Annotated in this window: 20 protein-coding genes and 2 tRNA genes; 2 read left to right on the top strand and 20 right to left on the bottom strand. The window is 59.8% G+C overall.

Translation table 11 applies throughout. The features are described from left to right. Window positions 1-105: 105 nt before the first annotated feature. Both I3J13_RS07615 and I3J13_RS07620 read left to right on the top strand, forming a co-directional pair. Window positions 106-180: transfer RNA gene (locus I3J13_RS07615), tRNA-Gly, on the top strand. Between the two features lie 294 nt (window positions 181-474). Beyond that, on the top strand, window positions 475-774 hold the full coding sequence (locus tag I3J13_RS07620) for a hypothetical protein (RefSeq protein WP_196378451.1): 300 nt from the start codon (window positions 475-477) through the stop codon (window positions 772-774). A 219-nt stretch (window positions 775-993) separates the two neighbouring features. Here I3J13_RS07620 and I3J13_RS07625 read toward each other — a convergent pair. The 20 genes from I3J13_RS07625 to I3J13_RS07720 form a co-directional block, all read right to left on the bottom strand. After that, window positions 994-1,070: transfer RNA gene (locus tag I3J13_RS07625), tRNA-Met, on the bottom strand. A 135-nt stretch (window positions 1,071-1,205) separates the two neighbouring features. Then, window positions 1,206-2,402, bottom strand: a complete 1,197-nt coding sequence (mnmA, locus tag I3J13_RS07630) for a tRNA 2-thiouridine(34) synthase MnmA (RefSeq protein ID WP_196378452.1) — start codon at window positions 2,400-2,402, stop codon at window positions 1,206-1,208. A gap of 208 nt (window positions 2,403-2,610) precedes the next feature. Next, a complete protein-coding gene (locus I3J13_RS07635; RefSeq protein WP_035264188.1) occupies window positions 2,611-3,801 on the bottom strand; it encodes an OpgC family protein in 1,191 nt (396 codons plus the stop codon). A 473-nt stretch (window positions 3,802-4,274) separates the two neighbouring features. Beyond that, on the bottom strand, window positions 4,275-5,348 hold the full coding sequence (locus tag I3J13_RS07640; protein ID WP_196378453.1) for a Tim44 domain-containing protein: 1,074 nt from the start codon (window positions 5,346-5,348) through the stop codon (window positions 4,275-4,277). Window positions 5,349-5,572: 224 nt separating this feature from the next. After that, window positions 5,573-7,168 (bottom strand): phosphoglycerate dehydrogenase, encoded by a 1,596-nt coding sequence (gene serA, locus I3J13_RS07645; RefSeq protein WP_003523252.1) that lies wholly within the window; start codon window positions 7,166-7,168, stop codon window positions 5,573-5,575. Between the two features lie 83 nt (window positions 7,169-7,251). Further along, window positions 7,252-8,430 carry a phosphoserine transaminase gene (locus I3J13_RS07650; RefSeq protein WP_196378454.1) on the bottom strand — a complete coding sequence of 393 codons (1,179 nt, stop codon included), beginning with the start codon at window positions 8,428-8,430 and terminating at the stop codon, window positions 7,252-7,254. 211 nt (window positions 8,431-8,641) lie between these two features. Beyond that, entirely contained in the window at window positions 8,642-9,487 is an 846-nt protein-coding gene (locus I3J13_RS07655) for an outer membrane protein (RefSeq protein ID WP_080854266.1), read from the bottom strand. A gap of 187 nt (window positions 9,488-9,674) precedes the next feature. Then, window positions 9,675-11,027 carry a phosphoglucosamine mutase gene (gene glmM / locus I3J13_RS07660; RefSeq protein ID WP_003523248.1) on the bottom strand — a complete coding sequence of 451 codons (1,353 nt, stop codon included), beginning with the start codon at window positions 11,025-11,027 and terminating at the stop codon, window positions 9,675-9,677. A gap of 190 nt (window positions 11,028-11,217) precedes the next feature. Beyond that, window positions 11,218-13,164 (bottom strand): ATP-dependent zinc metalloprotease FtsH, encoded by a 1,947-nt coding sequence (gene ftsH, locus I3J13_RS07665; protein WP_003523247.1) that lies wholly within the window; start codon window positions 13,162-13,164, stop codon window positions 11,218-11,220. A gap of 154 nt (window positions 13,165-13,318) precedes the next feature. After that, entirely contained in the window at window positions 13,319-14,656 is a 1,338-nt protein-coding gene (tilS, locus tag I3J13_RS07670; protein WP_196378455.1) for a tRNA lysidine(34) synthetase TilS, read from the bottom strand. A gap of 27 nt (window positions 14,657-14,683) precedes the next feature. Further along, window positions 14,684-15,703 carry a tol-pal system protein YbgF gene (gene ybgF / locus I3J13_RS07675; protein WP_196378456.1) on the bottom strand — a complete coding sequence of 340 codons (1,020 nt, stop codon included), beginning with the start codon at window positions 15,701-15,703 and terminating at the stop codon, window positions 14,684-14,686. Between the two features lie 158 nt (window positions 15,704-15,861). Beyond that, window positions 15,862-16,395, bottom strand: a complete 534-nt coding sequence (pal, locus tag I3J13_RS07680; protein ID WP_003506243.1) for a peptidoglycan-associated lipoprotein Pal — start codon at window positions 16,393-16,395, stop codon at window positions 15,862-15,864. A gap of 210 nt (window positions 16,396-16,605) precedes the next feature. Next, complete coding sequence (tolB, locus tag I3J13_RS07685; RefSeq protein ID WP_003523242.1) at window positions 16,606-17,913, bottom strand: Tol-Pal system beta propeller repeat protein TolB; 1,308 nt, start codon at window positions 17,911-17,913, stop codon at window positions 16,606-16,608. Between the two features lie 20 nt (window positions 17,914-17,933). Further along, window positions 17,934-19,103 carry a cell envelope integrity protein TolA gene (locus tag I3J13_RS07690; RefSeq protein WP_003523241.1) on the bottom strand — a complete coding sequence of 390 codons (1,170 nt, stop codon included), beginning with the start codon at window positions 19,101-19,103 and terminating at the stop codon, window positions 17,934-17,936. Window positions 19,104-19,112: 9 nt separating this feature from the next. Continuing rightward, window positions 19,113-19,571 (bottom strand): protein TolR, encoded by a 459-nt coding sequence (tolR, locus tag I3J13_RS07695; RefSeq protein WP_003523240.1) that lies wholly within the window; start codon window positions 19,569-19,571, stop codon window positions 19,113-19,115. 52 nt (window positions 19,572-19,623) lie between these two features. Continuing rightward, entirely contained in the window at window positions 19,624-20,343 is a 720-nt protein-coding gene (gene tolQ, locus I3J13_RS07700) for a protein TolQ (RefSeq protein WP_003523238.1), read from the bottom strand. Between the two features lie 261 nt (window positions 20,344-20,604). Continuing rightward, a complete protein-coding gene (gene ybgC, locus I3J13_RS07705; protein ID WP_142780730.1) occupies window positions 20,605-21,045 on the bottom strand; it encodes a tol-pal system-associated acyl-CoA thioesterase in 441 nt (146 codons plus the stop codon). Next, a complete protein-coding gene (locus I3J13_RS07710; RefSeq protein WP_196378457.1) occupies window positions 21,042-21,578 on the bottom strand; it encodes an NUDIX hydrolase in 537 nt (178 codons plus the stop codon). Before I3J13_RS07710 ends, ybgC begins: the two co-directional genes overlap by 4 nt. Then, window positions 21,575-22,099: an NUDIX hydrolase gene (locus I3J13_RS07715; RefSeq protein WP_080819505.1), complete on the bottom strand. Its 525-nt coding sequence runs from the start codon at window positions 22,097-22,099 to the stop codon at window positions 21,575-21,577. The genes I3J13_RS07710 and I3J13_RS07715 overlap by 4 nt, the downstream gene beginning before the upstream one ends. After that, window positions 22,096-22,677: a DinB family protein gene (locus I3J13_RS07720; RefSeq protein ID WP_196378458.1), complete on the bottom strand. Its 582-nt coding sequence runs from the start codon at window positions 22,675-22,677 to the stop codon at window positions 22,096-22,098. Before I3J13_RS07720 ends, I3J13_RS07715 begins: the two co-directional genes overlap by 4 nt. Between the last annotated feature and the right edge of the window lie 30 nt (window positions 22,678-22,707).

Raw genomic sequence — 22,707 nt, forward strand, 5'->3', positions numbered from 1 at the left:
TTTTGTCATTTCCCTGTTGCATTCCAAAATCGATTGAGCGATATAGCGCCCGTCGCCGCTTGGTGGCCCACGGTTCAGCGAACTACCCCGGACCGGTGGATTTGAGCGGGTGTAGCTCAGGGGTAGAGCACAACCTTGCCAAGGTTGGGGTCGAGGGTTCAAATCCCTTCGCCCGCTCCAAATTTCCCTAAAGATAGAATCATCATCAAAGCGTCCCTGTTCGCGCGCGTCGCATCGTTCCGTGTCGTGCGGCTTGAAATTCGGCCTGCGCAGCCCCCCCCCCTATAGGCAAATCGCGACGGAAATTATTCCGCAAGCGGAACTTATACGGAAGATGTTCGTTTCAGATCCGAGGCTCCTAACCTCAGTTCCCCTCTGATTGCCCGCCATGAGCGGGCATTTTTTTGCCGGCGCCTCTGGAACAGCTTATGTGCACAGCACGTTCTCCTGCGTTGTTCAACGCGGGGAAGAGCCATGTCCGCACATCCTGGAAGAATTCTCTTGATTGCCGCATTCGCCACCTTGTCGATACCCGGCACATCGCCTGCCGCCGATATGACGGTTTATCGTGAGGAACGGGTTTTACCGCACAAAACACATCATCAACCGCAGCGAATCGAAAATACCTATTCCAATCTCAAGGAAATGCGCTGCACCGAAAATATGGTGTCCTATCGCTCCCCTTACGAACGGCACACGGAACAGGTCACGCTCTGCCATCCGCCACTAAACTGGCGAACAGGGCCATCAACAGCAACAATATGGTCGCCTTGATCTTGCCATAATTCATTCAATGTGCTTTTGTGCAGCCGCCCTTGTGGGAGGGGGTAGAGGTTGAGACCCGCTGGCTGCATTTTGGCAGTAAGCGGGTTTCCCTTTTTTTGGGCATAACTTGCCGGCAGGCACCATCGGATCCATCGTTTCTCCGGCTCGGAAAAGCAATGAAACACGGGCGCAGAATGGTGCGATCTGGATTTTTCATATGAAGGAAAGTGGTAGCGGGAGAGGGACTTGAACCCCCGACACGCGGATTATGATTCCGCTGCTCTAACCACCTGAGCTACCCCGCCACAGGGGAAACGTGACAGTCATGTGACCGGCCGTTCCATCAGGATGAGCGGCTTATAAGGTGCCGCTCCCCAAAGTGTCAAGCGCAAGATGCGCAAAAAATTCGCTTTCCGCATCGCTGCAAAAAGCGAATGGTTTCAGGCGGCAACCGGCTTTTCCAGAAGCGCCTTCAGCGACGCCTCGGCTTCCGCCGAGCGTTCCGACCGTTCGATGAAACCGCCGCCGTAAACGCGGGCATCGGCACCCGGTGCGGAATAAAGCACGCAGGCCTGACCGGGAGCGACACCGGCCTCCCCGGTCATCAGGTCCACATAAATACCGTTTTCATCCGCATGCAGCATCGCTTCCGTCGGCGGGCGGGTGGAGCGCACCTTGGCGAAACAGGCAAAGCCCTGCCCGGCATCGCTCGCCAACGCGCCGTCGCCCAGCCAGTTCATGTCACGCAGATAGACCCGGCGGGTTTCCAGCGCTTCGCGCGGGCCAACGATGACCCGGCGGCCGCGCGCATCGAGATGCACCACATAAAGCGGCTCCCCGGTCGCGACACCAATGCCGCGGCGCTGGCCGATCGTATAGTGCACGATGCCATCGTGGCGGCCGAGCACACGGCCGTCGAGATGGACGATATCGCCTGCCAATGCCGCATTCGGCTTCAGCTTGTTGATGATATCGGTATATTTGCCCTGCGGCACGAAACAGATGTCCTGACTGTCAGCCTTCTTGGCCACGACAAGCCCCATATCTTCCGCCAGTGCCCGTGTTTCAGCCTTGGAGAGGCCGCCGAGCGGAAAGCGCAGATAGTCGATCTGCTCCTGCGTCGTGGCGAACAGGAACCAGCTCTGGTCACGGTCGCTGTCGATCGGCCGATAAAGCGCACGCCGCCCCGGCTGACCGGAAACGGGATTGGGACGCGAACGAATGTAATGGCCGGTCGCCAGCGCATCGGCGCCGAGTTCCTGCGCCGTGGCGAGCAGATCGGCGAATTTTACCGTCTGGTTGCAGGCCACGCAGGGGATCGGCGTTTCACCCATCGCATAGGCTTCGGCAAAGGGGTTGATGACGGTTTCGCGGAACCGCGCTTCGTAATCCAGCACGTAGTGGGGAATGCCGAGCGTTTCGCAGACCCGGCGCGCATCGTCTATATCCTGCCCCGCGCAACAGGAGCCCGCGCGGTGCACGGCAGCACCGTGGTCGTAAAGCTGGAGGGTAATGCCGAGGACATCATAGCCCTCGCGCTTGAGGATACCGGCCACCACCGAAGAATCGACGCCACCGGACATGGCGACAACGATCCGGGTATCTTCCGGCCTCTTGTCAAAATCGAGCGTATTCACGTTTTTTCCCATCGTCAGTCATAACGGGGGTAAAGGCCCCGCCGCCTGTCGGTCATCCGCCGCGAGAAACCCTGGCCATCAATCGGGCCGTCCTGTCTCGCTATCCTGCGGATTTAAGGGCTGCATATAGAAAGGAATGGCCGCGCACGCAAGTACGGGGCGGAAAACCGCCCCGCAAAGCCGTCAGATTCGGGCAGGGACCCGGCCGTCAGGCGCCGGCCGTCTTCTGGCCGCTGCTGCCGAACCACTTGTCGCGCTCCCGCCACAGGGCTGGCAGGGCCAGCAATCCGATAGCCGTGAAGGCGATCAGCGTCTTGTTGAGCTGCGACAGTTCCGCCGTGCGGCCGTCCAGATAATAGACGCCATAGACAATGGCCACGTGCCAGACATAGACCTGCAGCGAATGGCGGCCGAGCAATTGCAGGAACTTCAGCGACAGCACCCAGATGACGCCTTCGGCGATGGAACGCACAAGCGGACGGTGGTGCTTCGGACCTGCGATCACCAGCCAGGTCAGGCCGACGCCGACAGCGAGGAAGTTCATGAGATAGACCAGGCCGAAATCGGCGCGGATTTCCATGGTGGAAAATTTGCCCATCATGAATTCCGGCATCAGGCCCCAGGCTGTGGCGATGCGCAGCGGCATGAAGAACAGGCAGATGACGAGCGCCGCCTTCGGCAGCCACGTATGCTCAGGCGAGAAGATCGCCTTCCACGGGATGCGGTTCTGCGCCGTCATCGCGCCCATCACCAGCGCTGAATAGAATACGAGCTGCCAGCCGAGCAGGTTGAAGCTGACGCGAATGCCCTGCTCGTCCGCACCCTTCACGAGTTCGTTGAGCGGGGTCGTCACGATCTGCTGCAGGCCAAGCTGGCCGGCCATCCAGACCAGCAGGGAGCCGGCCATGACATAGGCCCACTTGCCATCCAGGCAGAGCTTCACCAGCACCGGCGCAAAGATCATGTAGACGATATATTGCGGCAGAATATCCATGAAGGTCGGCTGGAACAGGAATGTCGCAATCGCCGCCAGTCGCAGCGGATCGTCGAACGACGTCATGCCGAGCCAGTTGTACCAGATATAGGGTGCATGCGGGATGACCATGCGGAAGAACAGCACGGCGATGACGAGACCCATCGCGTAACGATAGAGTTCCAGCGCCCGGTTCCAGATCATCTGCTTGCCGGCATCATAGCCGTATTTCATCATCTTGCGCGCATAGACCATGCCGATCAGCAGGCCGGACAGGAACACGAAGCCCTGGGCGTCCTCGACAAAGGCAAACTGCCGGTGATTGATTTCCACCAGCCAGAAGCCGCCGGCAAACACCAGATGGTTGATCAGCATGAAGACGAGGAAGTAACCACGCATCCCGTCGATCAGGTCAAAGCGTTTCATCTCGATAGCTCTCCATTCTCGCAGGGCCTGCATTGCCCAGCCACCCAGCCCGGCTTGGGAGGGGCCGGGGATTGGATTGTCAACGCTGTTTTGCGCCTGAGGTTCCCTTTCCAAAGCGGTTTAGAACCGGCACGAAAAGTCACATTGACGTGTATGCGTTCTGGTTAGGGTGCAGGGACTGAATGCCGGATGAATAAAAAAAGGCAATTCCGTGAAGCGGATGAGCCATGCGCGGGCAACATGCCGCGACAAACAGGGCTCAAAGCCTTGCATAGCAGGGCGAAGCGGAATTCACCGCCGATGAGCGGGGGAGATATCACCCGTTAGATTTATCAGTCGTTTTTTGACCGCATCTTGCTGTCCCTTTGGCTGAGCGAGCGCCGGCGTGACCATGCTTTCCGGAAGCGAGACGAGCAAAGGCCCGGCGGTCACCAAACCGCCGGGCCTTTATCTGTTAAACACGTTCCGATTCGTCAGGCAGCGGCCTGAATAGCGGCCACCTGCCAGTTGTCGTTTCCGGGGCGGCGAACGAAGGTCCACATTTCCACCGCTTCAGAAGGCTGGTGCTCGTCACCTTCGATCACCTTGCCGGAGGTGCGGTCGCGCATCACGTCGATGGCGGAGTAGCGCATCGCCACCGTTGCATAATCCTGACCCTCTTCGTGCCATGCTTCGGCAACATCGCCCTGTAGCAACGTCACATCGCGCACGTCGTTTTTCACGCCGCTCGTGGCGTTGTCGCTCAGTTCTTCTGCGAGGTAAGACATGGCTTCCGGCGTCGTCAGCTTGCGCAATGTGCCATAATCCTCGGCGGCATAGGCGGCCTGCACGTCTTCCAGCATTTTCTGGAAAGTTTCGAGATCGCCCTGGGTAATGCCGATTTCATCGCCTTCCGACATGGCATTGGCATGAGGCGCAGGCTTTGCCGTTGCGGCAGTGGCGGCCACACCGCCCGCAGTGCCGGCCAGCGCACCGATCTTCGGAATCTTGAACGAGGATGCGGCAGAACCCGCCTGCGAACCGCCATTATAGGAGGAACCGGAATGATCCGTGCGCTGCGACCCGCCAGCCGAGCCATAAGCGGGCTGGCCCTGACGGCGCGAGGCGAAGAAACGCATGGCGAGCATGACCAGAAGGCCGATCAGCGCCACCTGCAACAGCATGCCGAAGAAACCGGCCATGCCGCCAAAACCGCCACCCAGTAGCATGCCGAACAGACCGCCCATCAACAGGCCGCCCATCAAACCACCCATCATGCCGCCGAACAGGCCGCGATTCTGCTGCGGCGCCTGCGCGCCGGGACGAGCGGGCTGAGCAGCGCTCGGCGCTGCCTGATTGGTGTTGGGCGTCATGCTGCGGTTGATCGGCGCGGTCTGGCCGGGTGCGGTGCTGGTCGAAGGCGGAGCGGAATAGGTCCGCGTGCCGCGGCTGCCGAAACCGCCGCTGGCGCGACGCGCTTCCGCCATATCAACCGCCACGAAAGACACCGCGATACCAAGCGCGGCGACTGCGAACAAACCCTTGAAGCGCCGAAAGGCAGCAAACATCGTTATCTCCTGTTGGCCGCCCTCCCATGAGCGGCATGTCAGCAGGCGATATAGCAACTCATGATCATCATTTTTAGAGCGCTTGGCTTAAATTTTTTGTGATATGCAACCAATGCGATAGTCGCCCGTATTTTGCGACGAAACAGACACTGGAAAAACGAAAAACCCGGCACAGGGTCTCCCCTGCGCCGGGCCTTATTGTCCCCTTGGGAGGAACGATAAGATCAGTCGACGTTGAAGGTCAGCGGCTTGACCTGGCGGATCGCCGGGTTGGCGCGCAGCTTGTCGAGCACGGCTTCAGAAACCGGACCGTCGACATAAAGCAGCGCGATGGCGTCGCCGCCTTCCTTTTCACGGCCGAGCTGGAAGTTGGCGATGTTGACGCCAGCCTCGCCGAGCGTGGTGCCCATGAAGCCGATCATGCCGGGAACGTCGGTGTTGGTGATGTAGATCATGTGCGATCCGACATCGGCATCCATGTTGATGTTCTTGATCTGGATGAAGCGCGGCTTGCCATCCGAGAACACCGTGCCGGCAACCGAGCGGATCTGGTTTTCCGTCTTGACCGTCAGCTTGATGTAGCCGTCGTAAACGCCGGTCTTGTCGCGCTTGACCTCGGAGAGGATGATACCCTTTTCCTTGATCATGACCGGGGCCGAAACCATGTTCACATCCGCAACCTGGCTGCGGATCAGGCCGGCCAGCAATGCACTGGTCAGTGCCTTCGTGTTCATGCTGGCGGTTGCACCGTCATAAAGGATTTCGATTTCCTTGGTGGCGCTTTCCTGCACCTGACCGACGAAGGAGCCGAGAACATCCGCGAGACGGATGAAGGGCTTCAGACGCGGTGCTTCTTCAGCCGTGATCGACGGCATGTTGATGGCGTTGGAAACCGCACCCTTGACGAGGTAATCCGACATCTGCTCGGCAACCTGAAGGGCGACATTTTCCTGCGCTTCCGTGGTCGAAGCACCGAGATGCGGCGTGCAGACGACGTTCGGCAGGCCGAAAAGCGGGCTCTCGGTGGCGGGCTCGACTTCGAACACGTCGAAACCGGCGCCGGCGACATGGCCGGACTTGATGGCATCGGCAAGGGCCGCCTCATCCACCAGACCGCCACGGGCGCAGTTGACGATACGCACGCCCTTCTTGGTCTTGGCAAGGTTCTCTGCATTGAGGATGCCGCGCGTCTTGTCGGTCATCGGCACGTGCAGGGTAATGAAATCGGCCTGGGCCAGAAGCTCGTCCAGCTCAACCTTGGTCACGCCCATTTCCTGCGCGCGTTCCGGCGACAGGAAGGGGTCATAGGCCAGAACATGCATCTTGAGGCCGAGTGCACGCGAGCAGACGATGGAGCCAATATTGCCGGCGCCGATGACGCCAAGCGTCTTGCCGGTGATTTCGACACCCATGAATTTCGACTTTTCCCACTTGCCGGCCTGCGTGGAGCTGTCAGCGGCCGGAAGCTGGCGCGCAACGGCAAACATCAGCGCGATAGCGTGTTCCGCTGTCGTGATGGAGTTGCCGAAAGGCGTGTTCATGACGATGATACCGCGGCGCGAGGCGGCCGGAATATCGACATTGTCGACGCCGATGCCGGCGCGGCCGATGACCTTGAGGTTGGTCGCCGCCTCGATCAGCTTTTCCGTTGCCTTGGTGGCGGAGCGGATGGCGAGACCATCGTAGTTACCGATGATTTCGGCAAGCTTGTCCTTGTCCTTGCCGAGCTTCGGCTGGAAATCGACTTCGACGCCACGATCGCGGAAGATCTGGACGGCGGTTTCCGACAGTTCGTCGGATACGAGTACGCGAGGTGCCATGGTTCACGGGCTCCTTGAAAAACGGTGCAGTTTTGAAAGCGGGGAATGTGCGGCCCTGCATCAGCGCAGGGCCGGTATCGAAATCAGGCGGCAGCCTTGGAAAGTGCTGCCTTCCGCGTCTGGTAGGCCCAGGCGAGCCAGGGCATGACGGCTTCCATATCCGCCGTCTCGATGGTCGCGCCGGCCCAGATGCGCAGGCCGGACGGGGCGTCGCGGTAAGCGCCGATATCGAGGGCGACATTTTCCTTTTCGAGCAGGGCGACGACGCCCTTGGCGAAATCGGCCTGTGCGGCTGCATCCAGCGCCTGCACCTCGGGATCGACGATCTTCAGGCAGACGGAGGTGTTGGAGCGGGTTTCCGGCTTGACGGCCAGGTTGGCGATCCAATTATTCTTCTCGATGAAGTCGTAAATGACCTTGGCATTGGCATCGGCACGGCCGATCAGCGCCTTGAGACCACCGAGGTTCTTCGCCCACAGCAGCGCGTCGATATAATCTTCAACGCAGAGCATGGACGGCGTGTTGATGGTTTCGCCAGTGAAGATGCCTTCGATCAGCTTGCCGCCGGAGACCATGCGGAAGATTTTCGGCAGCGGCCATGCCGGCGCGTAGCTCAGCAGACGCTCGACAGCGCGGGGCGAAAGGATGATGACGCCATGGCCGCCCTCACCGCCCAGAACCTTCTGCCAGGAGAAGGTGACGACGTCGAGTTTCGTAAAATCCATGTCCTGCGCGAAGGCCGCCGAAGTGGCGTCGCAGATCGTCAGACCCTTGCGGTCAGCCGGGATGAAATCGGCATTGGGAACGCGAACGCCAGAGGTGGTGCCGTTCCAGGTGAAAACCACGTCGCGGTCGAAATCGACTTCGGCAAGGTTCGGCAGCAGGCCGTAATCGGCCTCGAATTTGCGGACATCCTTCAGCTTCAGCTGCTTGACGACGTCGGTGACCCAGCCCGCGCCGAAGCTTTCCCAGGCGAGCATATCGACGCCGCGTTCACCGAGCAGCGACCAGAGCGCCATTTCAACGGCGCCGGTGTCGGATGCGGGAACGATACCGATGCGATAATCGGCAGGAACGTTCAGAACTTCACGGGTGAGATCGATGGCCTGCTTCAGCTTGGCTTTGCCAACCTTGGCGCGATGCGAGCGACCGAGCGGCGCATCAGAGAGAGCATCTAGCGACCAACCGGGACGCTTCGAGCAGGGACCAGAGGAAAAATGCGTATTGCCCGGACGGACGTCCGGCTTCACTATATCTGTCATTTAACTACCCTTTCAGATAGGCGCCTCTCGTTAGGGAGAGGTGTCCTGACGCCGTTGCTATTCCTCTCGCCGATCCCAGTCAAGCGGAATATGTCGCTACGCAGAAGAATTTTGGTCCATATGCGTCATGCCCGTGTCAGATGCCGGTAAAACAAAACCGCCCGCACCCGGAGGATGCGGACGGTCTGAAACTACCAGCTGGGCGTGACGCTTATTTATAAACGGCAGGCTGCAGCGGAATATCGGCGGGCGGCATGTATTGTGCGGTATCGCAGCCATTGAAGACATAACGGCCGCCGACGCGCACTTCATGCGAATAAAGGCCCTTGTCACGGCCCGGACCGCCGCCATTCTCATAAGCGAACATATCGCCCTTGTTGATATGGCGGAAACGATAGCCGATATCGGCCTTCAGGTTACAGGTGACGTCGATGGATGCGCCGGCCATCAGAGCATAGGCGAAGCGCCACTTGCCCTTGCCGCCATGCTCCGTGGTCGGGTCGCAGCCCAGGCCATTGACGCTGCAGGATGTGTTGCGCAGCTTGTCCCACTTGACGTAGGAGCCGCCGATACCGCCGCCGACATAAGGCGTCACCCGACCGTAAGTGCCGAGATCGACGTAGGCATTCGCCATCAGAGTATAGGCGCGAACCGAGCTAAGGTCCTCCGAGACGCAGCGACCTGGAACGGAACCGCAGAAACCGCTCGTGGAGCCGCGAAAATCCGACTTACCCATATAGTCGAAGGTCACGTCACTGCGGAAATAGTTGTTGAACTGATAACCGACACCTGCACCGATGACATAGCTGTCCTTGATCGTCGCAGTATCAAAATCCGCGAGATAGCCGCCGGGGCCGCCCTGATAATAATGGGCGCCGCGCAGCTTGTTGAAGGAATAACCGACATCGCCGCGCAGATACCAGCCGCTTGCCTGGGTGATCTCGACTTCGGGGGCCTCGACATAGGCCGGTGCGGGCTCGGCTTGATAAAGATCGGCAGCGATAGCGCTTGTACCGGTCAGCAGGACGGCCAGAAATCCGGCCAGGGCGTTTTTCATGACTTCCACTCCAGAAGAGGCACGTGCGGTTTCGGCAGCAGATGCCAGTGAACTGTTCAGTCATGGAGATTGACGTAAAATGGTTAAGTCCCGATTAACCACGATCATTCACTATATTTATTAGGAAATACTCAAAGAAAAAGCCGGCTGCAGAGCCGGCTTTTTCAGGCGTTACTGTCGCGGAAGTTCACGCCGCCGAACGGGCATTGGCGATGACGCCGACGAGATCGTTGACGATCTGCTCCACCTTCGCGCTGTCGTCGCCTTCCGCCATGACGCGGATCAGCGGCTCCGTACCGGAGGGACGGATGACGAGGCGGCCATTATTGGCCAATGCGCTTTCCGCATCCGCGATCGCCTGCTGCACAACAGGGTTTTCCAGCGGCTTGCCGCCGGAAATACGGACATTCTTCAAAAGCTGCGGCACCGGCTCGAACTTGCGGCAGACTTCGCTGACCGTGAGCCCGGAGCGCTTGACCTTGGCGAGAACCTGCAAGGCCGCGACAAGGCCATCGCCCGTCGTACCGTAGTCCGACAGCACGATATGGCCGGACTGCTCGCCGCCGACGTTGAAATTGTGGTTACGCATGTGTTCGACGACATAACGGTCGCCCACCTTGGTACGGGCAAGGGTGAGGCCCTTGTCGCCCAGGAAGCGTTCCAGCCCGAGATTCGACATGACGGTCGCCACGATACCGCCGCCGCGCAGCGTGTTGTCGGCAGCCCAGCTATCGGCGATGACAGCCATCAGCTGGTCGCCATCGACGATCTCGCCGCGCTCGTCAACGATGATGACGCGATCCGCATCGCCATCGAGCGCGATGCCGATATCGGCCCGTACTTCATGCACCTTCTTCTGCAGCGCTTCCGGGTGGGTGGAGCCGCATTCCAGATTGATATTGATGCCGTTCGGCTCATTGCCGATGGTGACGACTTCCGCGCCGAGTTCCCAGAGCGCAGCGGGCGCCACCTTGTAGGCCGCGCCATTGGCGCAGTCGATGGCGATCCGCAGTCCGCTCAGCGTCACATCGCGCGGCAGGGTGCGCTTGACGAATTCGATATAACGATAGATGTCGCCATCCACGCGCTTGGCGCGACCGATCTCGCTCGGCTTGGCAAGCTGCGCATAGATATCCTTGTCGAGAAGGTCTTCAATCTCCAGTTCCAGCTCATCGGAAAGCTTGTAACCATCCGGTCCGAAAAGCTTGATGCCGTTATCGGAGAAGGGATTGTGCGAGGCCGAGATCATCACGCCGATATCGGCACGCAGCGACCGGGTCAGCATGGCGACGGCGGGCGTCGGAATGGGGCCGAGCAGGAAGACATCGAGACCGGCGGCGGTGAAACCAGCGACCAGCGCGTTTTCCAGCATATAACCGGAAAGGCGCGTATCCTTGCCGATGACCACGCGATGGCGATGATGGCCACGGCGGAAGATCGTCCCGACCGCAATGCCCACACGCATCGCCAGATCAGGCGTCATGGGAAATACGTTCGATTGTCCGCGGATACCATCGGTTCCGAAATAACGGCGTGCCATTTGAACTCCAAATCTTTTCCAGCATTCCGGCAAAAGCTGAAAACAGCCGGAAGCGTTTTTGGCTAGATGCCACAAACCACGATAAACAGCACGTAAATTAGCGCAAAAATGGCTTATATCTTGTTACCAAAATGAAAAGGCCACCCGGAAACCCGGATGGCCTTTTACAATTTTTGGCTTGTGCAGGCGGTCAGTGCGGCTGCGGCTCCATGCCGCCTTCGGCCTCACCGTCGCCCTTTGCTTCGCTTGGGCCGTCCTTCTTGGTGCCTGCCTTCGGCACTGCCGAACCACGGCTGCCCGGAGAATCGTCACCCAGATCGCGGGCGGGCTTCTCGCCCTTCAGAAGCGCCTTGATCTCGTCGCCCGTCAGGGTTTCGTATTCAAGCAGACCCTCGGCAATCGCAACGAAACCATCGTGGTTTTCCGTCAGGATGCGGCGGGCCTCACCATAAGCCTCGTCGATCAGGCGGCGAACTTCCGTGTCGATGGTCTGGGCCGTCGCCTCGGAGACGTTCTTCGACTGCGAGACGGAATGGCCGAGGAAGACTTCCTGCTGGTTTTCACCATAGGAGACCTGGCCGAGAGCATCGGAGAAGCCCCATTGCGTGACCATGGCGCGGGCAAGCTTGGTGGCCTGCTCGATATCCGAAGACGCGCCGGAGGTGATGTTTTCCTTGCCGAAGGTCAGCTCCTCGGCAACGCGGCCACCCATCATGATCACGAGGCGCGATACCATCCACTTGTAGCTCATGGAGTAGCGGTCGCCTTCCGGCAGCTGCATGACCATGCCGAGCGCGCGGCCGCGCGGAATGATCGTCGCCTTATGCAACGGATCGGCCACGGCGACCTTCAGCGCGGTGATGGCGTGTCCGGCTTCGTGATAGGCGGTCAGCTTCTTTTCGGCCTCGGTCATGGCGGAGGAGCGGCGTTCCGCACCCATCATGATCTTGTCCTTGGCGTCTTCGAATTCCTGCATGGTGACGACGCGCTTGTTGCGGCGGGCGGCCATGAGGGCGGCTTCGTTGACGAGGTTCATCAGGTCCGCACCCGAAAAACCGGGTGTGCCTCGGGCCAGAACCTTGAGGTCGACATTCGGCGCCAGCGGCACGTTGCGGATATGCACCTTGAGGATGCGCTCGCGGCCGACAATATCCGGGTTCGGCACAACGACCTGCCGGTCGAAACGGCCGGGACGCAGAAGTGCGGGGTCAAGAACGTCGGGGCGGTTGGTGGCGGCGATGAGGATAATGCCTTCATTCGCCTCGAAACCGTCCATCTCGACCAGCAGCTGGTTCAGCGTCTGCTCGCGCTCGTCGTTACCGCCGCCAAGACCGGCGCCACGATGGCGACCGACGGCGTCGATTTCATCGATGAAGATGATGCAGGGCGCGTTCTTCTTGGCCTGCTCGAACATATCACGCACACGGCTTGCGCCGACGCCGACGAACATTTCCACGAAATCCGAACCGGAAATGGTGAAGAACGGCACATTGGCTTCGCCGGCGACGGAACGCGCCAGAAGCGTCTTACCCGTACCGGGCGGGCCGACGAGCAGCACGCCGCGCGGAATTTTACCGCCAAGGCGCTGGAACTTCTGCGGATCGCGCAAGAATTCCACAATTTCCTCGAGGTCCTGTTTGGCTTCGTCCACGCCTGCAACGTCATCGAACGTCACGCGGCCATGGGCTTCCGTCAAAAGCTTGGCCTTGGACTTGCCAAAGCCCATCGCACCACGCGAGCCGCCCTGCATCTGCCGCATGAAGAACAGCCAGACGCCGAGAATGAGGAACATCGGCAGAAGAGTCCCGAGATAGCTCAGGAAACCGGAGGAACCGTCGCTTTCGGGACGCGCCACGATGGTCACGTTCTTGCTCTGCAAGCGCTCCATCAGGCTGTCGTCGATGACGGGGGAATAGGTCTGAAAGGCCGTGCCGTTTTCGGTATAGGTTCCGAGAACCCGATTACCGGTGACGGTCACGTCGCGAACTCGCCCGGAATCCACATCGCGAAGAAACTGGGAATACGGAATTTCCCGCGAACCCGTTTGCGTCGGCGACGTCTGGAACATGCTGAACAATGCGATCAGCAAGAGGGCAATCACGGCCCACAAGGCGAAATTTCTGAAATTTGGGTTCATCGAACTCCCCGAACTCACACAGGCATATCTGCTGCCCGCTCTTACGTGCCCCTAACATAAGGACGACATCTGCCGTTGCCAAGGCAAAGCGCATTATCTGATGCGTTTTGGTGTAAAAACTATTCCAAGGCAATTCACGAAAAAGAGGCCGGATTTAAACCGGGGGCTGTGGATATGCCGTCCGCCCGAATAAATTGGCGATTGCATTCGCCAACTCAAGGTCGAAACGCGACAGGAAAAGATCGAAAGGTGCGAGCCTCGGCGTGACGATGACGGCCGCCGTCCGCGAACCCGGCTCATCGGCCGCTGCGGCAATTTGCGGCAGCCCCGCCATTGCCTGTTTCGCCACCCCGGCCGGTACTGACGGAAAAAGCGCGGCCGCTTCCGCGGCATCGCTGGCCCTGCGCGCTTCGACGTGGACTGGAAAAGCCGATCCGTTCTTCACGAGGAAACGATCGTCCCATAGCCCCTGGTCATTTGCGCCAATGTTAAGCTCCGGCAGGTTTCGCTGCTCGCGGAACATATAGAGCCCGTCCCGCCGGCGATCGAGCAGGACGCGACCGACCGTCAGTCGCCCGTGTTCAGCCGTTTTGAGAAACCGCAGAACACGTTCCATGCTGCTTGCAGCCGGAAAATATGCCCTTCCGCCAAGGGTGGCGATCAGCGCCGCCAGCCCATGCCGGAACTCGGGAAGATCGGGATTGACGCCATCGCCGGCCAATCTGACGAGCGCAGCGTTTAAAACCTGTGTGTGACCGCGCAGGAAAGCGGCCGTTGTTTCGGAAAGCGCCTGTCTTTTGAGAGAGGTTTCCGCATCGATCCGGACAGGAGAGACGGGAAGCGCCTGCCGTACTCGCACCCTCTCATATCGGGTATTTTCATTGCTCGGATCGTCGAACCAGCCGCGCGAGTGGGAGGACACATAATCACGGATCGCCTGTCTCTCACACATCAAGAACGGCCGCATGATCCAGTGGCGGCCATCGTATAAGACCGCATCCGCCATGCCGGAGAGACCGAGATTGTCAGAGCCGCCGCTGCGGGCGGCGCGCATCGCCACGGTTTCACGCTGGTCGCCGATTGTATGCCCCGTCACGACAAGATCAGCGCCGGTCTCGCGGGCGACCTCGGCAATCAGGCGGTAGCGGGCAAGCCGGGAGGCTTCGGAAAGGCCGGAGGCCGGTTTGGCACCGTCCCATCGGCGGGTGACGTGGGGGATGCCGAGTTCGGCGCAGAGCATCGCCACCTTGCCCGCCTCATCGGCGGATTCCGCTCTCAGCGCATGGTCTATGGTGACGGCGGAAAGGCGCAAGCCATCCCGATCCATCTCCGCCATTGCCTCATACAGGGCCAGCAACAGACCGGTGGAATCACTGCCTCCGGAGATTGCGACGAGGATATGGGCGGGTGTGTGGAGATTTTTGACAAAAGACCTTGCCGCCGCGAGCGGCGCAACAGTCTTTTCGTTCAGAATGCGGGCATCAACCGGCATGGAAATACCCGCGATCGCAGGGAAAAATCAGCAGCTAAGCCGTTTCTGTTCGCTGGCAACCTTGCTCAGCACGGTCTTGGAAGCATTGGGATAACGCTTCGGCACCTCGCGCAGCGTGGCGCAGGCGGTTTCGGTATTGTCGAGAGCGGCAAGCGACATGCCGAGCTTCATCAGCATTTCCGGCGCCTTCGGAGATTTGCCATAGGCCTGATGGCCGTTCAGGAAGGTCTTTGCGGCCTCGTTGAACTTGCCCTGGGAATATTGCGCCTCGCCCAGCCAGAAGCTCGCATCCGCGGCCTTCGTGCCCTTGGGATAACCCTGCAGATATTGCTGGAACCCCTGTTCCGCCAGCTTGTAGTCACCGGAAAGAACATGGCCGTAAGCGGCCTGATAGATATCGCCTTCGCTGGTAAGCGCCGCCGTATTCACCGGATCCGTCTTGCGCTGGCTATTGCCCGTGCTGACGCCCGGAAGGCTGGCGGAGGAATTGTTAGCGCCCTGATTCAACGTGCCGCCAACCGGCATCCCCTTGGAATCAAGCTCGATGGAGCCGAGCGTCGTCTCTCCCGGTGCGCCTGTCGGGGCGGTGGAGGGAGCAGACGGAGAAACGGAAGCGCCACCCTCGGGTGGCGTTTCGATGATCGTTGCAACGTCGTCGGTCGGCGGTGAGGCCGGATTGACCGGACTGGCTTCCGCCTTCTTTTTCGGCGCAGCGGTCGGGCTTGCACCCTTGCCGCCGGCATTGCCGCTCTCCAGTTCCTGGAAGCGGAACTCATTGTCTTCCTGCGCCTTGCGGATCGTTTCCTGCATCTGCAGAAGCTGGAAGCTCATTTCCTCGATACGGCCGTTGAGCTGCCGGATCTGTTCTTCAAGCTGCTGAACCCGATAGGCTTCATTGGCCTGAACCCGGACGACCGGGGGCTGCTGCTGAGAGTTGATCGTGCCGAAGCTACCCCCCGCACCGAACAGCGGACCCGAAACGGCGATGCCGCTCAAGCCGGTGCAGGCTGCAAGCCCCAGCATTCCCGCCACGACAAGTTTCTTCATCTCATTCGTCCTGCCTTAACTGATTTGCACCGGAATGGCGCAAGCCGGATTTTTTCCATATCAACCGAAAAAGCAACTTAACTTCGGCCAAACTATGAAAAAAACAAAAGGCGGCCCAAAGACCGCCTTTCATTCAAGATCACAATAACGTCAGGCAATCACATGCCCGCGCCACCGAGAACCGTCACGGCGCGGCGGTTCTGCGACCAGCAGGAGATGTCGTCGCAAACGGCGACCGGCTTTTCCTTGCCGTAGGAGATCGTCTTCATGCGGTTAGCCGGAACGCCCTGGGAAGCCAGGAAGTCGCGGGTTGCGGCCGCACGACGGGCGCCGAGCGCCAGGTTGTATTCACGCGTGCCGCGTTCGTCGGCATGGCCTTCAACGGTGATGGCGTAGTTCGGATAACGGGCGAGCCACTGAGCCTGGCGCTGCAGGGTCTGCTGGGCGTCAGCGCGGATAGAGGTCGAGTCGGTGTCGAAGAAGATGCGGTCGCCGACATTGACCGTGAAGTCCTGCTGGGAGCCCGGCGTTGCGGAGCCCGCGCCACCAAGGCCAAGTTCACCGGCGCTGTTCGGCATGTTCTTCTTGTTCGCGCAGCCTGCGAGAGCGAGCGCGAGCGTCATGGCGATGACAGCCGGGTTACGGGCCAGTTTCTGCATGGGGCTGAGTGCCGAAATGTGTGTACGGCTCATCGCCGGTCTCTCCTTAGGATTTCAATAACGTTGCCGGACACTAACTGATCGCGGTTAATAGCCGGCAAACGCTTATGGTTAACAGAAAGGAAATGTCCCATTTTTTTGCTCCCTCACAACACTTTGCGGCAAGAAAGAGGCGCACTTCCCCATGGTATCAAGTAAAACATGACGGCGCCGGTTCATGCCGGCGCCATCATGGCAGTCATATCAGTCCAGAAGCGGCGACCATGCCGGGTCCGAAGCGAAAGTCGGCGTCTTGATGAGCTGCTCGTTGTAGCCCGTCAGGTCGATCGAATAGAGCTGCGGACCGCCCGCACCAGCGTTCTGGCGGAAGAACATCAGCACGCGGCCGTTCGGCGCCCAGGTCGGGCCTTCATTGTGGAAACCGCTGGTCAGGATGCGCTCGCCCGAACCGTCGGTCTTCATCACGCCGATCGAGAACTTGCCGCCCGACTGCTTGGTGAAGGCGATCAGATCGCCGCGCGGTGACCAGACCGGCGTGGAATAGGAACCATCGCCGAAGGAAACGCGCTGCTGGCCGGAACCATCGGCATTCATGACGTAGATCTGCTGGCGGCCGCCGCGGTCGCTTTCGAAGGCGACGCGCTGACCGTCGGGCGAATAGGACGGCGCCGTATCGATCGCCGACGTGTTCGTCAGCCGCGTCGTGGTGCGAGAGCGCAGGTCCATGGTGTAGATATTGGCGTTGCCATCCTGCTGCAGGCTCATGATGACCTTTTGGCCATCCGGAGAGAAGCGCGGCGAGAAAGTCATGCCGGGGAAATTGCCGACAACTTCGCGCTGCCCGGTTTCCAGCTGCAGCAGATAAACGCGCGGCTGCTGGCCTTCGAAGGACATGTAGGTCACTTCCTGACGGTTCGGCGAGAAACGCGGCGTCAGGACGATGTCGTTCGAGTTGGTGAGGTTACGGACGTTGAAGCCATCCTGGTCCATGATCGAGAGCTGGCGCTTGCGGGCCGTCTTCGGGCCGCTTTCAGAGACGAAAACGACGCGGGTGTCGAAGTAGCCCTTTTCACCGGTGATGCGCTCATAGATGGCGTCGGCGATGATGTGGGCGACGCGACGCCAGTTTTCCGGCTGGGTAAAGAACTGTTGGCCAGTCATCTGCTGGTTGGCGAACGTATCCCACAGGCGGAATTCGGCGCGCAGGCGGCCATCGCTTTCACGCGTGACACGGCCGGTCACGAGCGCCTGTGCGTTGATGACCTTCCAGTCCTCGAAACGCGGCTGCTGATCCGGATTGCTGATCTTTTCGATGAAGGCGTTCTTGTTGACCGGCGCGAAAAGGCCGGAACGCTGAAGGTCGGCGGCAATGACCGCGGAAACCTGCGCGCCGATGCCGTCGCTCGACATGAAATCGGTGATGGCGATGGGCAGCGGCTCGACATTGCCCTTGTTGATGTTGATTTCCACCCGCGCAAAAGCCGGTGCGGAGAAAACCGACATGAGGGCCGCGACAGCGAGCACCAGCCGGATCGGCGAAAATATCTTCATGTTGCCAGGCCTTTCAGCATTCATAGCAATTCACTGGGATCGAAGTTCACGACAACTTCGTTCCATGCGTCATATTTGTCGGCAGGAAGGTTGGTGAACGGAGCAGAACGCATGATGGCGCGATAGGCTCCGCCGGAAAGAGCACGGCGCGTCCCTTCGGAACCGCCGGTCGCCTCGATCTCGGGCCGACCGATGATGGTTCCATCACGGTCGAGCTTCATGGTGACCCGGACGCGAACGTCCGATGCATCCGCCATGCCGGGAATGATCTGCCAGTTCTTCTGGATCGCGCCACGCAGCGCATCCATTTCCGTCTGGCTGAGCGTCGAACCGCCCGTCGTCTTCTTGCCGCCAAGCGAGGCCTGCTGGGTGGAGCGCTTGGCGCCGCCGCCCGATGGGGCCTGTTTGTTCAAAAGCGCGGCGATATCGTCAGCGTTAAAATCGCTTTCCTTCGAGGAAGCCGATTTCGCAGTCTCCTGCTTCTTCTCGCCGGGCTTCTTGTCGGAAGGCTTGTCGGTGGACTTCGCCTGATCGGGCTTGGTCTCGGCCGGTTTTTCCGCGGGCTTCTGCTCGGCAGGCTTGGTTTCGGCCTGCTTCGGCTCTTCCGGCTTCGGCGGCTCGGGCCGGGAATTCGGACGCGGCACGTTCTGCGGCACGGGGATTTCGGCCGGTTCCTGCTGCGCGGGCGGCGGCTCTTCGGCCTTGGTTTCCTGCGGCGGCGGCTCCGTCTTCGGCTGCGGCGCGATCTCGGGCTTGGTCTGCGGCAAGGCGGCCATTTCCTGCGGCTTCGGAGCCGAGGTTTCTTCCTTGACGATTTCCTTCACCTCGTTCGCCTTGGTGTCGACGACGGGTTGCGGCTTTTCCTGCTTTGGCGGAGCGGCGGCGCTGATATTGTCGTTGGGCTTGGTGGTCGGCGTCGGCGGCGCGTCAAGATCGACCGTGTTGTTGCCGACATTCTGGGCGTTCTCGACAATATCCGGCCGCGTGGTCGGAACGGGGGCCGACTTTTCCGCTTTCGGCGCGTTCTTGTCGCCCTGCTGGATCTGGCTCAGCTCCTCGATGGGCACCAGTTCCACCGGCAGAGCCTCGGCCTGCGACACGTCAAGCGGCTCCGGCGAGCCCAGGGAAACGAGGGCGAAAGCCAGAAGCGACGCATGCACGATCGCGGATGTGGTAAGGCTGCCCTTCATCGTTTTACGTCAATTGTCCTGTTTCTGCTGGGTCACAAGGCCGATATTCTTGAAGCCCGCCGCCTGGATACGCGCCATCACATCGGCAACAACGCCGTAAGCGGCAACGGAATCCGCGCGCACGAAGATGCGTTCGTTATAACCTGTCGTGGCGATTGCCTGCAGCTTGTCGGCCACTTCGGCCGCCTGGATTTCCGTTTCCTGCAGATGGATCTGGCCATTGGCATTGACGGAAATGGTGATCGGCTGCGTGTCCGAGTTCAGCGCATTGGCGGATGTCTGCGGCAGATCGATCGGCACGCCGACCGTCATCATCGGCGCCGCCACCATGAAGATGATGAGCAGCACGAGCATGACGTCGACCAGCGGCGTCACGTTGATCTCGCTGATCGCGCCGCCCCTGCGTCGTCCGCCGCGCCCCCGGCGTCCACCGGAACCACCGCCGCTGCCACCTGCTGACATACCCATATCATTTACTCCATTTTGCCTTGCGGCAAATTACTGCACAGCATGCGGCCGCTTACTGGGCGGCCTGCCGCGTCTGAAGTTTTTCATCGATCTGGCGCGACAGGATCGCGGAGAACTCGTCGGCGAAACCTTCCATGCGGGCGGAAAGCTTGTGCGCGTCGGCCGTGAACTTGTTGTAGGCGATAACCGCGGGAATAGCCGCGACAAGGCCGATGGCCGTCGCCAGAAGCGCTTCGGCGATGCCCGGCGCCACGACAGCAAGGTTGGTGGACTTCGAACCGGCAATCGCCTGGAACGAGGTCATGATACCCACAACCGTACCGAAGAGACCGATGAAGGGACCGGCCGAACCGATGGTGGCGAGCGAACCGAGGCGCGCCTCGTATTGTTCACTTTCACGCGCCATGGTCACGTCCATCGCCCGGTCGATGCGCATCTGCAGACCGATGGGCGAGCGTGCGCCGCGCTCGAAGGATTTCTTCCATTCGCGCATGGCGGAAACGAAAATCGCCGCAAGACCGCCATTCTGGCGTTCCGCCAGCGTGCGATAAAGCTCTTCGAGCGACTGGCCCGACCAGAAGACCTGTTCGAACTGGTCGAACTGGCGTCTTGCCTTGCCGAAGCTCACATATTTGTCAAAGACGATCGCCCACGTCCAGACCGAGGCGGCGATAAGTCCGATCATCACGAGCTTCACGATGAGGCCCGCCTGCATAAACAGTGCCCAGAGACTTACATCGTGCGTCGCCGCTGCCAAACCTGCCTGTTCCATAAATATCCAATCCCCGAATCCAAACGCCCGGTACGGGACCGGGCGATTCAAACGCGTGTTAACGCTCGAAGTCCTGCGGCAACAGCCGCCAACCCCTTAGCCATACCCCGATACTTGCCAGTAAGCCTTACTTGCCAATAAATTTGGTGAAAGGAAGGCGTGCGCCGCACAAATGCCAGTTGCTAAAGTAAGACACCATTATGGTTAAAGGAGTGTTACAGCAGTGCCACGCCGGATGGATTTACTGGACCGGGCCGTCAATTACTTCAGGAATTTTTCCGCCACCGTCTCCGGAAGACGCCTCGGGCGACCATTGGCGTTGATGACGGCGATGATGACCTTGGCGGCGACCAGCAGGGTTTCACCACGCCGGATTTCCTGATTGAGCACCATTTTGGCGCCGCCGGCCTTCTCGGTGATGGTCGTGATCGTCAACACGTCATCCATCCGCGCCGGCGTCTTGAAATCGATCTCCATGCGGTGAACGACGAAGACAAGACCTTCCTCATCGGCAGTCAGAAGCGCGCTTTGTTCGCAGCCGAGGCAGCGCAGGTAGTCGGTGCGGCCGCGCTCGAGAAAATGCAGATAACGGGCGTGATAAACGAGGCCAGAGAAATCCGTATCCTCGTAATAGACACGTTGCGTCAGGCGGTGGCCATGTTCGATAAGCTCACCCGAAAGCGAAACCACAAGCTCGCTCATATTATCTCCTTGGGAATTTCAACTGCATCGGGACGTCCTTCGCGGACGATAAGATGCTCATGCCGTTGCGGCAGCGCCTCGATACGCTCCGCGATGAAACGGGGCCTCAGATCGCTCTTCAGAAGCGCGGAAGACTGCGCGGGCAGCCAGCGGAACTCCACTTCGACGCCATCCAGCACCCGATGCACGATATCGCTTTCATGGAACGGCAGGGGCTGGCGAAGCGAAACGAGATAATAAAATCCGAGTTCATGCGCCGCAAAATCGTCATAGGCGAAAAAATTTTCGGCCGACCAGAGAAGACGCTCGACCGAGCAATCCCGGTCAAGCTCCTCGCCGATCTCGCGGATGATGGTTTCCTGCGAGCTTTCGCCGATTTCGGCACGCCCGCCGGGCAAGGCCCAGTAACTGTCCTTCGTGCCGCGCTGGACGAGAACATGGCGGTTCTGAAAGATCAGCGCCGCCACGCGCATGCTGAAAAGCTGCGGTTTCCGGTCCAGCCGGATCATGTGGCGTTCGGGGGCAGAGGTCATTTATCGTCCAGATCGCCGTCATGCCAGACGAGATGTCTCGTGGCCTTCGGCAGATGCTCTATTTCGTCGGCAATGAAATAGGGCGGAATATCAAGCTCCGTCAATGCCTGACGGGTTGCGGCGACCCAGCGGAACTCCAGCTCGTTGTCGCCATCCTGAACGCGGTGAATGATATCGGTCGGATGAAACGCCAGTGTCTCCGGCAGGTCCATCAGGTAATAAAATCCGAGTTCGTGCCAGTCCTTGCCTTCGTAGTGAAAGAAATTTTCGACCGCCCAGAGAAGCCGCCCGATCTTGGCCTCGACGCCAAGCTCTTCCACCATTTCGCGTGCCAGCGTTTCTTCAGAGCGTTCGCCCATTTCGGCGCGGCCACCCGGAAAGGTCCAGAATTTTTCATGCGACGCCCGGTGCACCAGCACGTGGCCATCGCGAAACGCCAGTCCCGCGACCCGCATCTGAAAAATGCGCTTCGGCTTGAACTTCATGCGGATGCGGGTGTCCTGCTTGGTATCGTGTGTCATGGCGCTGACCTGCGGGCTGGAAACATCAAATCGGTTTCCGTCCACCCTAGCGCATCCATCTCATCTTTTCTCGCCTTTGCGTCATCTCCCACAATGAATTCATCCAGTTGCGGCGGCTTGAGCGCAGTGCCGGACAACATCGCATGCGCCTGCCCGCGATGATGCGTCTGGTGCTGGAAGAGATGGGACAGGATATCGTCACAGCGATCCTGCTGGATACGCGCGCCGCGATGGATATTGACGTTAGCCGCAAGGCCGTCTTCATCGAGACTGTCGACAAATGCGATCAGCACCTCGTCCAACTCCGTCTGAGCAACATGCAAATCCGCCATGGTGGCGAAAGGCTCCTCTTCAGCAAAGGCCGCAAGGCCGAGCGTGCCGCCCTGCAGGGCATCGATATAAAAAAGGTCAACGGTATAGATGTGGTTCAGCGTCGCCCTGAGCGTCGGAAAGAAACTCACACGGGAAGCCACAAACGCCTCCTGCGAAAGCTGAAGACAGGCCCGATGCAGCCGAAAATTGGCCAGCCGGTTATTGCGCGCGAGTTTGCGGAAGACCCGCAGCGGATCGTAAGACATGAAGGCTCCTCCATTGACGCCGAAGGACGG

The organism is Agrobacterium leguminum, from assembly GCF_015704895.1.
Lineage (GTDB): Bacteria > Pseudomonadota > Alphaproteobacteria > Rhizobiales > Rhizobiaceae > Agrobacterium > Agrobacterium leguminum.

What these genes read in the sequence shown, in the direction of transcription:
- I3J13_RS07620 (WP_196378451.1), top strand. Translation starts at nt 475, where the DNA reads ATGTCCGCACATCCTGGAAGAATTCTCTTGATTGCCGCATTCGCCACC.
- I3J13_RS07635 (WP_035264188.1), bottom strand. Translation starts at nt 3,801, where the DNA reads ATGAAACGCTTTGACCTGATCGACGGGATGCGTGGTTACTTCCTCGTC.
- I3J13_RS07640 (WP_196378453.1), bottom strand. Translation starts at nt 5,348, where the DNA reads ATGTTTGCTGCCTTTCGGCGCTTCAAGGGTTTGTTCGCAGTCGCCGCG.
- serA (WP_003523252.1), bottom strand. Translation starts at nt 7,168, where the DNA reads ATGGCACCTCGCGTACTCGTATCCGACGAACTGTCGGAAACCGCCGTC.
- I3J13_RS07650 (WP_196378454.1), bottom strand. Translation starts at nt 8,430, where the DNA reads ATGACAGATATAGTGAAGCCGGACGTCCGTCCGGGCAATACGCATTTT.
- I3J13_RS07655 (WP_080854266.1), bottom strand. Translation starts at nt 9,487, where the DNA reads ATGAAAAACGCCCTGGCCGGATTTCTGGCCGTCCTGCTGACCGGTACA.
- glmM (WP_003523248.1), bottom strand. Translation starts at nt 11,027, where the DNA reads ATGGCACGCCGTTATTTCGGAACCGATGGTATCCGCGGACAATCGAAC.
- ftsH (WP_003523247.1), bottom strand. Translation starts at nt 13,164, where the DNA reads ATGAACCCAAATTTCAGAAATTTCGCCTTGTGGGCCGTGATTGCCCTC.
- tilS (WP_196378455.1), bottom strand. Translation starts at nt 14,656, where the DNA reads ATGCCGGTTGATGCCCGCATTCTGAACGAAAAGACTGTTGCGCCGCTC.
- ybgF (WP_196378456.1), bottom strand. Translation starts at nt 15,703, where the DNA reads ATGAAGAAACTTGTCGTGGCGGGAATGCTGGGGCTTGCAGCCTGCACC.
- pal (WP_003506243.1), bottom strand. Translation starts at nt 16,395, where the DNA reads ATGAGCCGTACACACATTTCGGCACTCAGCCCCATGCAGAAACTGGCC.
- tolB (WP_003523242.1), bottom strand. Translation starts at nt 17,913, where the DNA reads ATGAAGATATTTTCGCCGATCCGGCTGGTGCTCGCTGTCGCGGCCCTC.
- I3J13_RS07690 (WP_003523241.1), bottom strand. Translation starts at nt 19,103, where the DNA reads ATGAAGGGCAGCCTTACCACATCCGCGATCGTGCATGCGTCGCTTCTG.
- tolR (WP_003523240.1), bottom strand. Translation starts at nt 19,571, where the DNA reads ATGGGTATGTCAGCAGGTGGCAGCGGCGGTGGTTCCGGTGGACGCCGG.
- tolQ (WP_003523238.1), bottom strand. Translation starts at nt 20,343, where the DNA reads ATGGAACAGGCAGGTTTGGCAGCGGCGACGCACGATGTAAGTCTCTGG.
- ybgC (WP_142780730.1), bottom strand. Translation starts at nt 21,045, where the DNA reads ATGAGCGAGCTTGTGGTTTCGCTTTCGGGTGAGCTTATCGAACATGGC.
- I3J13_RS07710 (WP_196378457.1), bottom strand. Translation starts at nt 21,578, where the DNA reads ATGACCTCTGCCCCCGAACGCCACATGATCCGGCTGGACCGGAAACCG.
- I3J13_RS07715 (WP_080819505.1), bottom strand. Translation starts at nt 22,099, where the DNA reads ATGACACACGATACCAAGCAGGACACCCGCATCCGCATGAAGTTCAAG.
- I3J13_RS07720 (WP_196378458.1), bottom strand. Translation starts at nt 22,677, where the DNA reads ATGTCTTACGATCCGCTGCGGGTCTTCCGCAAACTCGCGCGCAATAAC.